Consider the following 12,135-nt stretch of genomic DNA (forward strand, 5'->3'; position numbering starts at 1 on the left):
CTTGCCCGGCATGATCGACGAGCCCTTCTGCAACTCCGGTAGGGAGATCTCGGCGAGACCGGCGCGCGGGCCCGAGCCCATCAACCGCAGATCGCTGCCGATCTTCGAGTAGCTGACGGCGACGACCTTGAGCGCGCCCGAGAGCTCGACGAGGCCGTCACGGGCAGCCTGCGCCTCGAACGGGTCGGCCGGAGCGGAGATGGGAAGGTTCGTCTCGGCATGCAGGAGCGCGCGCACCTTCTCGGCGAACTCGGGGTGCGTGTTCATCCCGGTGCCAACCGCGGTGCCGCCGAGTGGGATCTGGCCGAGCCGCGGTAGGGCATCCTGCACCCGAGCGATGCCCTGGCGCACCTGCGCCGCGAAACCACCGAACTCCTGGCCGAGCGTCACCGGCACTGCGTCCATCAGGTGCGTGCGGCCCGACTTGATCACGTCATCGAAATCCGCGGCCTTGTCCTCGAGCGATCGCGCAAGCGTTTCCATCGCCGGCAGCAGGTCGTTCACGGCGCGGTCGAGCGCAGCGAGATGGACAGCGGACGGGAAGACGTCGTTCGACGACTGACCCATGTTGACGTGGTCGTTCGGATGCACGCCCTCACCGGCGAGCGCCGTGATCACCTCGTTCGCGTTCATGTTCGAGCTCGTGCCCGAGCCGGTCTGAAAGACATCGATCGGGAACTGATCGTCGAACTCGCCCGCTGCGACCCGATCCGCTGCCGCCGCTATGCGAGAGGCCATCTCGGAGTCGAGCAGCCCGAGATCGGCGTTCGCACGGGCCGCCGCACCCTTGATGCGACCGAGCCAGTGCGCCACGCTCGCCGGAATCGGCTCACCCGAAACGGGGAAGTTCGCAACCGCCTTGTCGGTCTCGCCGCCCCAGAGCTTCTCCGTCGCCATGTCTCGCAGCGTAGACAACTCACACCGATCCTGGCGTCGGTAGAAACCGCGGTGTCCCCGAGCGGGCGGGACATGTCCCGCCCCTACGCGATACGAACGGTTGCCGCCAACTCGCGCGCGATCGCGTGCTCACCCGTTCCGGTGCGCACGGTCAGAGGGCCACCGAAGGGTGCCGCCTTCGTCAGCTCGAGCTCCTGCCCGGGAACGATCGCGATGTCGGCGAGATAGCGCAGAAGCGCTGCATTGCCGTCCGGAACCCGGGCGACGGTTGCCGTATCTCCGAGATCGAGATCGGCGAGCGAGCGCGACGTGCTGGCGGGAATCCTCAGAGCACGGTCGGGAATCGGGTCGCCGTGGGGGTCGTGCGTCGGGTAGCCGAGCGCGGCGTCGATTCGAGCCTCGAGGTTCTCGGAGAGCACATGCTCGAGGCGGTCGGCTTCTGCATGGACCTCGTCGAGCGACATGCCGAGCGAATCGGCGAGATAGAGCTCGAGAAGACGATGGTGCCGGAGGACCTCCAGGGCACACAGACGGCCCCTGTCGGTCAAGGTGACCCCGTGGTAGGGAGCCCTCTCGACGAGGCCGAGCTCGTCGAGTCGCTTCATCATCGCCGTTGCCGACGGAGCACTGACACCCATGCGCTCGGCGAGTGCGGATGTCGTCGCCCGCCGACCCTCGGCCTCGAGCGCATAGACGGACTTGAGATAGTCCTCGACCGCGCTCGTCAGCTCCTTGTCGGCCTCCGCCATGATCGAGATATAGCGTACACTGTGATTGGAAATTAGTAGTGGCTAAACATCACCTCACCCGTCGACGCCTTCTCGCAGCTGCTGCCCCGCTCGCCGCGGTCCCCTTCGCCGCGCGCTACGGGCTGGACACGCCGGCGCAGGCTGCCGACGGCGAGCACATGAGCCACACCCCGACGACGCATGCAGCGATGGGCCACGCAGCGATGATCGGCCCCGGGGCACCGGCCGTCGGGGGCCCGAACGACCTGGACGCACTCCTCAACCCCCCCGAGGCTCTGCCCTACGAGCCGGGCCGCGTCCGCGAGTACACGCTCACGGCGATCGACAAGGAGATCGAGGTCGCACCGGGCGTCTTCTTTCCCGCGTGGACGTACAACGGGACAGTCCCTGGTCCTGTCCTTCGCGCGACCGAGGGCGACACGCTCCGCGTCAACTTCATCAACGGTGGCTCGCACCCACACACGATCCACTTCCACGGGATCCACCCGACGAGCATGGACGGCGTCTTCGAGATCGTGCCGCCCGGAGGGCGGTTCACGTACGAGTTCGAGGCGAAGCCGTACGGCATGCAGCTCTACCACTGCCACGCGACGCCGCTCAAGAAGCACATCCACAAGGGGCTGTACGGCGCGCTCATCATCGACCCGAAGGAGCCGCGCGCCCCGGCGCAGGAGCTCGTGATGGTGATGAACGGCTACGACACCGACGGCGACGGCACGAACAACTTCTACACGGTCAACGGCCGTACGTTCTACTACGCGCGCTACCCGATCCGGGTCAAGCGCTCGGAGCTCGTGCGGCTGTATCTCACGAACCTGACCGAATTCGACCTGATCAACTCGTTCCACCTCCACGCGGCGTTCTTCCGCTACTACCCAACCGGCTCCACCGACCAGTTCGAGTACACGGACACCGTGATGCAGTGCCAGGGCCAGCGTGGGATTCTCGAGATCGAGTTCGCCGAGCCCGGCACCTACATGTTCCACGCGCATCAGTCGGAGTTCACCGAGCTCGGCTGGATGGGCTTCTTCGAAGTCGTCGACTAATGGAGGCCGACGAGACCGCGAGATCGAGCTTCGTCTGGCGGCTCGTGCCGCTCGCGCCAATCCTGCTCCTCGCGCTCGTCGTCGGTGCATTCGTCTCGGGCGGCTCGTCGGTCGTCGACCTGATCGGCAAGAACCCGCCGCCGCCGGACGTCTTCGACATCCAGCGCGTCGAGTTCGATCCAGGTCAGATCCGGATCAGGGTGCGGAACCCACAGCCCGAGGAGCTGACGATCGCTTCGGTCACGGTCGACGACGCGATCGTCCCGTTCACGCTCGACGGGCCGGCAACGCTCAAGCGGCTCCGCGCGAGCACGATCGTCGTCGACTACGACTGGGTCGAGAACGACCCGATCGGGGTCGGGGTCACGAGCTCGACCGGAATCGAGACAGTGTCCGAGGTCCCCGCCGCGATCGAGACGCCGTCGGCCACGGCCCGTGGCTTTTTCGGCTACGCCGTAATCGGCTTCTTCGTCGGGGTCGTCCCGATCGCTCTCGGCCTGCTCTGGCTGCCATCCCTCCGGCGAGCGGACCCGAAGTGGCTAGCCGCCTTCATGGCCCTCACCGGGGGGCTGCTCTCGTTTCTCGCCATCGAATCGCTCTCGGAAGCCTTCGCGCTCCAGGCGCAGCTCCCCGGCGCGCTCGGCGGCTCGGGCCTCGTGCTTCTCGGCGTCGCGCTCAGCGCCCTCGGGATGACGTTCCTCTCCAGCCGACTCGCCCGCGGGAGGGCGGGAACCGCGGGGCTCGGGCTCGCGCTGCTCGTCGCTATCGGGATCGGCGTGCACAACCTCGGGGAGGGCCTCGCGATCGGAACCTCGTTCGCCTTCGGCGAGCTCCAGCTCGGGACGTTCCTGATCGTCGGGTTCATGATCCACAACATCACGGAGGGACTCGGGATCGCCGCCCCCGCAACCGAGGCCCGCCGGGTCAGCTTCCTGCAGCTCGCCGCGCTCACCCTGATCGCGGGCGGACCGGCGATCCTGGGAGCGTGGATCGGCGGCTACGCCTCGAACGACGTCCTCGGTGTGCTCTTCTTCGGCGCGGCGGCGGGTGCAGCTCTGCAGGTCGTCGTCGAGGTGGGACGGTTCGTCGCACGTCGCGCCCCCGGGGGGCTTCGATCCGGCTGGGTGATCGGCGGCTATCTCGCCGGCATCCTCGCGATGTACGTCACGGGACTCTTCATCGGCTGAAGGAGCTGCCCGACTACTACCCGCGGCTCGCGGTGATGGAGGCCGACGCGGGTAGCTGACTCGTGCTCTCACCCGGGGCCGAACTCTTGTTACATCGGGATCTCGGCTGCTGCGAGTAGTTCGTCCCAGTGGGAGAGCTTGACACGCGGCCTGCCCTGCCCCTCCCCGCGAGCGCACTCGACGGCGTCGATCGCCTCCCAACCCGCGTAGCCGACCGGCTGGACACCTCTCGCGGACAACGCGGCGACGATGTCCTCGTCGACCCGCGATGGAAGCAGCCCCGCCCCGGCATCGGAGAGCAGCAGCTCCACCGTCTCGGCTGCATCCTTCTTGTTCGTGCCGATCACGCCGCTCGGGCCACGCTTGATCCAGCCCGCACAGTAGAGCCCGGGAATCGGCGCGCCGCCCTCGTCGAGGACGCGACCCCGATCGTTCCTGATCGTCGCGCGTCGCTCGTCGAACGGGACGCCGGAGACCTCCGTGCCCCGATAGCCGACGCTACGGAGAACGATCCCGCAGGGAATCACCTCGCGCTCGTCGGTAGGGACGGCCCGGATCTGGCCGCTCTCGTCGGCAACGAGCTCGTTGCGGACGATCTCGACGGCTTCGACGCGCTCGGTACCGACAATCGAGACGGGTGAGACGCAGAAGCGCAGAACCACGCGCTTCTCCTTGCCCGTCGTCGAAGCGGCGGCGGCCTCTCTCAGCACCTCTACGTTGCGGCGAGCGAGCGCTGTGTCCTCTTGCAGCATCGCCGCACTCACGGGATCGAGCTCGAGGTCGGCGGGCTCGACGACGAGATCCGCACCGGCGAGCTCTCGCAACTCCTGCAACTCCGGCGTCGTGAAGGCCGCCTGAACGGGGCCACGGCGACCGAGGATGACGATCTCCTTGATCCCCGACCCGAGGATCGCCGCAATCGCCTCGTCGGTCGTGTCAGTGGGCGAGATCTCCTCCGAGGTGAGGGCGAGCATCCGCGCCACGTCGACGGCGACGTTGCCGTTGCCGATCACGACAGCCCGCTCGGAGGAGAGGTCGAACGGGAGATCCTGATAATCGGGGTGGCCGTTGTACCAGGCGACGAACTCCGTTGCCGCCCACGAGCCGGGCAGGTCCTCGCCAGGGATGCCCATCCGCCGGTCAGCCTGTGCGCCGTAGGCGTAGATTACGGCGTCGTAGTGCTCGGCGAGCTCCTCGTGCGAGACGTCGCGGCCGATATCGACATTGCCGAAAAAGCGAAAGCCGGGCCGCTGCGCGATCTTCTCGAAGGCGCGCGAGACCGACTTGATCTTCGGGTGGTCGGGCGCTACCCCGAGCCGGACGAGCCCCCACGGCGTCGGTAGGCGGTCGAAGAGATCGACCTCGACCGGCGGGTCATGCGCGAGGAGCGCTCCAGCGGCGTAGAAGCCCGCAGGCCCTGAGCCGACAACCGCGACACGGAGAGCCATGACGAGATCCTAGAGCGGTCGCTCAGTGCGAGCAGCCGGAGCCGCAGCCGCCGACGTTTGCGTCCGGGGCGGCCGCTTCGCCCTCCGCGCCTTCTTCAACCTGAAAGGAATGCCCGCAGCCGCACGACGAAGCAGCGTTCGGGTTGTCGATCTTGAAGCCCGACTCCTGGAGCCCGGTGAGATAGTCGACGGTCGCACCCTGGAGATAGGGGATGCTGAACGGGTCGACGACGACGTTTACGCCCTCGAGCGTCAGTTCGAGATCGCCCTCGGCCGGCTCCGTGTCGAAGCCGAGGCCGTACTGGAAGCCCGAGCAGCCGCCGCCCTGAATCGCGACTCGGAGCACCATCGTGTCACCGTCCGACTCCTCCGCCATCAGTTCGCGGATCTTCGCGGCAGCGGTCGGCGTTATCGTCAGCGGTGTCTCGGTGGGGCGCTCCTGAATCTCCATGTCACTCATCCTAGCCGAACGGTCGCTGGTCCCCGAGGCTGCCCGAGTTTGTGACAGCTGTTTCCCGATAGGTAGTGCGCTTGCACCTGATCTCGTGCAACACGCGACAAGGTGCTAGGTTTGGCACAACTGCTCCTTGCCGGGGAGGGACCCGCATGCTTTCGGACTGGCTTCCGTTTCTGATCTACGCGTTCTTCGCGGCGGTGATTCCCGCCACGATGATCATGGGCTCGTTCCTGTTCGCGACCCGCCCGACGTCGCGCACGAAACAGCGGATGATTCCGTTCGAATCAGGCGTCTCCGAAGGTCCCCCCGCCCAGGATCGCCGGTTCACGGTCAGCTTCTACGTCACGGCGATGCTCTTCATACTCTTCGACATCGAGATCGTATTTCTCTATCCCCTCGCCATCCAGCTCGACGCACTCGGTTGGTTCGGGCTGATCGAGTTCCTCACGTTCATCGGGATTCTGCTCGTCGCCTACATCTACGTGTGGCGCAAGGGAGCGCTCGAGTGGCACTAGCCCGCAAGCTCCCTTTGCTCAGTGATCGCCCCCTGGCGAAGGCCGGGCTGAACTCCGAGCGAGTCCTGATGCCGAACAAAGGCCCCGGAGTCTTCGAGGAGGAGATCGATGGGATCGAGGATGCCCTCGGGATCACCACGGTGGAGAAGGCCGTCGCCTGGGCCCAGGCCAACTCGATGTGGCCCGACACCTTCGGGCTTGCGTGCTGCGCGATCGAGATGATGTCGATCGTCTCGTCGCGCTACGACATTTCCCGCTTCGGAATGGAGCGGTTCAGCTCCTCGCCCCGCCAGGCCGACCTGCTCATCGTCTCCGGTCGAGTGACGCACAAGATGGCCGCGCCGCTCCGCCAGGTCTACGACCAGATGCTCGAGCCGAAATGGGTGATCGCGATGGGGGCCTGCGCGAGCTCCGGCGGGATGTTCAACAACTACACCGTCCTGCAGGGCGTCGACAAGATCGTGCCTGTCGACGTTCACGTGCCCGGCTGTCCACCGCGCCCGGAGGCCCTGATGGAAGGCATCGTGCGGCTGCACGAGAAGATCAAGGCCGGCATCCCGCCGGCCTACCAGATTCGCGGGGTCGCCCAGTGAGCTACGACGGCATCCCTAGCCTCGTCGAGACGACAGGCGGCCACGGGGAGACGACCCTCGTCGTCGATGCAGCGCGCATCGTCGAGGCATGCACCTACCTGCGAGACGAGCTCGGCTTCAACTTCCTCTCCGACCTGACGCCGACGGACTACCTCGGCTGGGGCTCGCGCGGTGTCTCGGGCTACATCGGCACGGCAGCCGGCCGCGACATGCACGGACCAGGGACGCAGGGGCTCGCACGCGTACCCGACCCGAAGCCGAAGCGCTTCGCTGTCAACTACCACGCGCTCCGACTCGCTGACGATCCCGCTCGCGTGCGCGTGCAGGCCTGGCTCGACGACGGAGAGGAGATCGACAGCGTCGTCCCCATCTGGCCCACCGCCGACTGGTTCGAGCGCGAGGCCTGGGACATGTTCGGCATCGTCTTCCGTGGCCACCCCAATCTCGTCCGGATCCTGATGGAGGATGACTGGGAGGGTCACCCGTTGCGCAAGGACTATCCCATCGGAGGGGAGCCCGTCCGGTTCTCGGGGGCCGAGTAGAGAGATGTCCGTGATCGAGAACAGGCCGAAGGTGTACGAGGGCTCACGGATTCCGAGTCCGATTCCGACCGCGCTGGCCGTCGACCCCGAGAAGCACCCGCTCGAGGACATCCTCACGATCAACTTCGGGCCGAATCATCCGTCCACGCACGGCGTGCTGCGCCTCGTCGTCGACCTCGACGGCGAGATGGTCGCGGGCGTCTCGGCCGTGATCGGGTACCTCCACACCGGCTTCGAGAAGACAATGGAGCAGAAGACGTGGTGGAAGTGCATCACCTATCCCGAGCGCATCGACTACGTCTCGTTCCAGGTCAACGAGCTCGCGTTCGTGCTCGCGATCGAGAAGCTGCTCGGCATCGGGGTGCCCCGCAAGGCGACCTGGATGCGCATGTGCCTCTCCGAGCTGACGCGGATCCACTCGCATCTCGTCTGGCTCGGGACGTCGGCACTCGAGCTCGGAGCGATCTCGATGTTCTGGTACACGTTCGACGACCGGGATACGACGCTCGATCTCTTCGAGATGGTCTGCGGCACGCGGATGCACACGCGCTACTTCCAGGCCGGCGGCCTCGCCGAGGACATTCCCGAGGGCTTCTATGCGCAGGCGCGCGAGTGGTGCAAGAAGATGCCGAAGGCGATCGACGAGTACGAGGCGATCCTCGACCGCAACGCGATCTGGCTCAAGCGCACCAAGGGTATCGGCCTGCTCTCCGCCGACGACGCGATCGCTCTCGGGCAGTCCGGCCCCGTCCTGCGCGCCTCGGGCGTGAACTGGGATCTCCGCAAGAACATGCCGTACCTCGCCTACGACGAGGTCTCGTTCGACGTCCCGGTCTTCCCGGAGGGCGATGTCTACGCGCGCTACCGCGTCCACATGGAGGAGATGCGCGAGTCGGTACGCATCGTCTCCCAATGCCTCGACCGCCTCGAGGAGATGCGCGGCGAGCCGTGGATCGCCGACGATCGCAAGGTCGTGCTGCCTCCCCGCGAGGAGCTCCACACCTCGATGGAGTCGCTCATCCACCACTTCAAGATCGTCACAGAGGGCTACATGGTTCCCGAAGGCGAGGTCTACCAGTGCGTCGAGTCTCCCCGTGGAGAGTTCGGCGTCTACGTCGTCTCCGACGGCGGCCCGAAGCCGTGGCGCGTGAAATTCCGCGCGCCGAGCTTCGTCGCGCTGCAGGCAACCGCGACCTGCATGACGGACGCCGCGATCGCAGACATGATCGCGATCGTCGGATCGCTCGACGGCGTCATGGGCGAGGTCGACAGGTGAATCGCCTAGGCGATTCACCTAGATGGGTCGATGGGGCGTGAGCTTGCTCTACGACGAGATCCAGGAGATCCGTGCTCGGTATCCCGAGTCTCTATCGGCCGTGATGCCCGCTCTGCAGCTCGCGCAGGAGCGGAGCGGAGGCTGGCTACCCGAGCAGGCATTCCGCGACGTCGCGGATGCCCTCGATCTGACGCCCGCGTACTGCCTTTCGATCGCGTCGTTCTACGACATGTTCCGCCTCGAACCCGTCGGTGAGACCGTGATCGAGGTCTGCACGAACATCTCATGCGGCCTCAAGGGAGCGCAGCAGGTCGTCGAGGCGTTCGAGAGCGAGCTTGGCCTGAAGGCGGGCGAGACGACCGACGAGTTCACGCTCCGAACGGTCGAGTGTCTCGGCGGCTGCGGCTGGGCAACGATCGTCGCCGTCAACAACCGCCACCGGATGCACGTCCAGGCCGCGGACGTTCCGAAGATCGTGGCCGAGCTGCGTGGGATTCCGTGGGAGGAGCAGGATGAGCCCGACGCCTGAGGTCGTCTTCGCCGGCACGAACGGTGGCTCCCTGACCGAGATCGGCGACTACGAAGCCGTTGGTGGCTTCCTGGCGCTCGCCAAGGCTCGCGCCATGACGCCCGACGATGTCATCGACGAACTGAACGCCTCGAACCTCCGGGGGCGTGGCGGCGCGTTCTTCCCGACCGGCCGCAAGTGGAGCTTCGTCCCCAAGCCGGACAAGATCGACAAGCCGCACTACCTCGTGATCAACGCCGACGAGTCCGAGCCCGGCACGTTCAAGGATCGCGAGATCATGCTCCGCGTCCCGTTCCGGTTTCTCGAGGGCTCACTGATCGCGGCACACGCTATCGAGTCGAAGCACATCTTCATCTACATCCGCGGCGAGTACGAGGCCGAGTTCGAGGTGCTCGTCGCAGCGCTCGAGCAGATGCGCGAGAGGAACCTGCTCGGTGACGTCACGATCGTCGTCCACCGCGGTGCGGGCGCATACATCTGCGGCGAGGAGACGGCGCTGCTCGAGTCGCTCGAGGGTCGCCGCGGGCAGCCACGCACGAAGCCTCCGTTCCCTGCGATTGCGGGTCTCTACGCGTCGCCCACTGCCGTCAACAACGTCGAGTCGATCACGTCGGCGACGACCGTGATGGAGATCGGCGGTGCGGAGTACGCGAAGCTCGGTGTCGAGAACTCGACCGGCACGCGTGTCTTCTCGCTCTCCGGCAACGTCGTGAGCGGCGGAAACTACGAGCTCCCACACGGCTACCCGCTACGCGACCTGATCGACAAGCAGGGTGGCGGCATCGCCGACGGCCGGGCGCTCAAGGCCGTCATCCCGGGCGGCTCCTCGACCGTGATCCTCACCGCCGACGAGGCGAACGAGGTCACGCTCGACTTCGACTCGCTCGTCGGCGCCGGGACGGCCATCGGCTCCGCTGCGGTGATCGCGCTCGACGATCGCTGCTGCATGGTGCAGCTCGCCGTGCGCGTCTCGCAGTTCTACGAGCACGAGTCGTGCGGCAAGTGCACCCCCTGCCGCGTCGGTACGAAGTGGCTGACGAACATCCTCCAGAAGATCGAGGACGGCCGCGGTACCCAGGCGGACATGGATCTGCTCGTCTCCGTTGCCGAGCGAATCAACGGAAAGTGCCTCTGCCCGCTCGGTGACTCCGACGCGATCGCCGTGATGAGCTACTTCGACAAGTTTCGCGACGAGTTTCAGGCCCATATCGACGAAGGCGGATGCCCGTTCCACGGCGAGTCGACACTCGATCACCTGCTCGCACCGGTCGCCACGCACGTGCACAACGAGGCGGTGGCGCACGCATGACCGAGCTCGTGAAGGTCACGATCGACGATCGTGAGGTCGAGGTACCGAAGGGCACCGGCCTCGTCGAGACCGCCGCTTCAGCCGGGATCGAGATTCCGGTCTTCTGTTACGAGCCCCGCCTCGGCCCTCCCGTCGGCGCCTGCCGGATGTGCCTCGTCGAGATCGAAGGCCTTCCGAAGCTCCAGGCGGGCTGCACGCTCACGGCGCAGGACGGGATGATCGTCAAGACAGCCGCCTCGTCCGAGAGGGCCGCCGAGGGTCAGAACGCGACGCTCGAGTTCATCCTCGTCAATCATCCTCTCGACTGTCCCGTTTGCGACAAGGGCGGCGAGTGCCCGCTTCAGGACCTCACGTTCCGCTACGGCCCGGGCAACACGCGCATGTCGTTCGCGAAGATCACGCTGGAAAAGCCGATCCCGGTCTCTCCTCTGATCGCGCTCGACCGCGAGCGCTGCATCCTCTGTTACCGGTGCACGCGCTTCTCGTCCGACGTCGCCGAGGACAACCAGCTCGTCGCCCGCAACCGTGGTACCCACACCGAGATCACGACCTTCGAGAGCGACCCGTACCGCGCCCCGTTCTCCGGCAACGTGATCGAGCTCTGCCCCGTGGGAGCGCTCACCTCGACGCAGTACCGCTTCGAAGCGCGACCGTGGGACATCCAGAACGTGCCGACCGTCTGCGGTCTCTGCTCTGTTGGCTGCAACATCAATGCGACGGTGCGCGAGGGCAAGGTGAAGCGGATCCTCTCCCGCAATCACCCCGAGGTCGACGGTGGTTGGCTCTGCGACAAGGGTCGGTTCACCTACCCCCACCTGCTCGCCGAGGATCGGATCACGGAGCCGCTCGTTCGTGGAGAGCTCGGTCTCGAGCCGGTCTCCTGGGATGTCGCGCTCGACCGAGCCGAAACGCTCCTCCGCGAGGCCGGAACCCGCACCGTCACGGCACTCTCCGGCTCGGAGAGCGTCGAGCAGGCGTATGCGCTCGCGCGTCTCCTGCGCGTCGGACTCGGAGCGCATGCGGCCGTGCTGCCCGAGTCGACCTCGGACGCGCTCGACGCGTTCCGTCTGCCGCTGTCCTCGATCGCCGAGGCCGAGATCGTCGTCATCGTCGGTGACGACGACGTCGCCGATCGCGCTCCGGTGGTTGATCTCTGGCTCAAGGCTGCCCGCCGCAACGGCGCCGAGATCGTCCGCTACGGCCCCACGGGAGACGAGCCCACCGGCCCGGGTGGCGCGGCCGCGGCCCTTCGCGCACTCATCGAGAGCGGGAACGAGCTCGGCGACAGGCTGCGGGTTGCCGATCGGGCGATCCTCGTCTGGTCGGGCTCCGGTGGAGGCGGTGGTGCCCGCCTCGCCGAGGCAGCGGACGCGCTCGGCTTCGGAGGGAAGACCGGCAGCGGCGCATTCCACCTTCCGGCTACGCCGAACGGCCGGGGAGTGGCCACGGCGTGGGCCGCAGCCGCCGACGAGGACGAGGCGAATCCGGAGCCGATCGGGCTGCTGATCATCTCCGGCGACGGGGCGGCAGCCGATCCTGCAGTGCGCGCGCTCGCCGAACGGGCCGAGCACGTGATCGCAATCACGA

Annotated in this window: 13 protein-coding genes; 9 read left to right on the plus strand and 4 right to left on the minus strand. The window is 66.7% G+C overall.

Going from position 1 to position 12,135, the window contains the following annotated elements:
• The coding region (locus ABIR74_RS07475; RefSeq protein WP_348176639.1) for a lyase family protein at nucleotides 1-897 on the minus strand (897 nt) is incomplete at its 3' end.
• 83 nt (nucleotides 898-980) lie between these two features.
• Nucleotides 981-1,646 carry a metal-dependent transcriptional regulator gene (locus ABIR74_RS07480; RefSeq protein WP_348176641.1) on the minus strand — a complete coding sequence of 222 codons (666 nt, stop codon included), beginning with the start codon at nucleotides 1,644-1,646 and terminating at the stop codon, nucleotides 981-983.
• 38 nt (nucleotides 1,647-1,684) lie between these two features.
• On the opposite strand from ABIR74_RS07480, the gene ABIR74_RS07485 reads away from it, so the two are divergent.
• Together ABIR74_RS07485 and ABIR74_RS07490 are read left to right on the plus strand one after the other, a co-directional pair.
• The gene (locus tag ABIR74_RS07485) at nucleotides 1,685-2,692 is read left to right on the plus strand and encodes a multicopper oxidase domain-containing protein (RefSeq protein ID WP_348176643.1); all 1,008 of its coding nucleotides are present in this window, start codon (nucleotides 1,685-1,687) and stop codon (nucleotides 2,690-2,692) included.
• On the plus strand, nucleotides 2,692-3,879 hold the full coding sequence (locus tag ABIR74_RS07490; protein ID WP_348176644.1) for a metal transporter: 1,188 nt from the start codon (nucleotides 2,692-2,694) through the stop codon (nucleotides 3,877-3,879). The genes ABIR74_RS07485 and ABIR74_RS07490 overlap by 1 nt, the downstream gene beginning before the upstream one ends.
• An 89-nt stretch (nucleotides 3,880-3,968) precedes the next feature.
• Here the strand turns inward: ABIR74_RS07490 and ABIR74_RS07495 are convergent, their stop codons facing one another.
• Nucleotides 3,969-5,327 carry an FAD-dependent oxidoreductase gene (locus ABIR74_RS07495; RefSeq protein ID WP_348176645.1) on the minus strand — a complete coding sequence of 453 codons (1,359 nt, stop codon included), beginning with the start codon at nucleotides 5,325-5,327 and terminating at the stop codon, nucleotides 3,969-3,971.
• A gap of 22 nt (nucleotides 5,328-5,349) precedes the next feature.
• The gene (erpA, locus tag ABIR74_RS07500; RefSeq protein ID WP_348176647.1) at nucleotides 5,350-5,778 is read right to left on the minus strand and encodes an iron-sulfur cluster insertion protein ErpA; all 429 of its coding nucleotides are present in this window, start codon (nucleotides 5,776-5,778) and stop codon (nucleotides 5,350-5,352) included.
• Between the two features lie 155 nt (nucleotides 5,779-5,933).
• Between erpA and ndhC the strand changes: the two genes are divergently transcribed.
• From ndhC to ABIR74_RS07535, 7 genes are all read left to right on the plus strand, one after another.
• Nucleotides 5,934-6,299, plus strand: a complete 366-nt coding sequence (gene ndhC, locus ABIR74_RS07505; RefSeq protein WP_348176648.1) for an NADH-quinone oxidoreductase subunit A — start codon at nucleotides 5,934-5,936, stop codon at nucleotides 6,297-6,299.
• Complete coding sequence (locus ABIR74_RS07510) at nucleotides 6,290-6,892, plus strand: NADH-quinone oxidoreductase subunit B family protein (protein ID WP_348176650.1); 603 nt, start codon at nucleotides 6,290-6,292, stop codon at nucleotides 6,890-6,892. The genes ndhC and ABIR74_RS07510 overlap by 10 nt, the downstream gene beginning before the upstream one ends.
• Nucleotides 6,889-7,434, plus strand: a complete 546-nt coding sequence (locus ABIR74_RS07515) for an NADH-quinone oxidoreductase subunit C (RefSeq protein WP_348176652.1) — start codon at nucleotides 6,889-6,891, stop codon at nucleotides 7,432-7,434. Before ABIR74_RS07510 ends, ABIR74_RS07515 begins: the two co-directional genes overlap by 4 nt.
• A 4-nt stretch (nucleotides 7,435-7,438) precedes the next feature.
• Entirely contained in the window at nucleotides 7,439-8,710 is a 1,272-nt protein-coding gene (gene nuoD, locus ABIR74_RS07520) for an NADH dehydrogenase (quinone) subunit D (RefSeq protein ID WP_348176654.1), read from the plus strand.
• Between the two features lie 22 nt (nucleotides 8,711-8,732).
• Nucleotides 8,733-9,239, plus strand: coding sequence for an NAD(P)H-dependent oxidoreductase subunit E (locus tag ABIR74_RS07525; RefSeq protein WP_348176656.1), 507 nt, complete (start codon nucleotides 8,733-8,735; stop codon nucleotides 9,237-9,239).
• Nucleotides 9,223-10,548, plus strand: a complete 1,326-nt coding sequence (gene nuoF / locus ABIR74_RS07530; RefSeq protein ID WP_348176658.1) for an NADH-quinone oxidoreductase subunit NuoF — start codon at nucleotides 9,223-9,225, stop codon at nucleotides 10,546-10,548. Before ABIR74_RS07525 ends, nuoF begins: the two co-directional genes overlap by 17 nt.
• On the plus strand, nucleotides 10,545-12,135 hold a 1,591-nt coding region (locus tag ABIR74_RS07535), incomplete at its 3' end, for a 2Fe-2S iron-sulfur cluster-binding protein (RefSeq protein ID WP_348176660.1). The genes nuoF and ABIR74_RS07535, both read left to right, overlap by 4 nt.

The sequence above is a fragment of the Gaiella sp. genome (assembly GCF_039915195.1).
Lineage (GTDB): Bacteria > Actinomycetota > Thermoleophilia > Gaiellales > Gaiellaceae > Gaiella.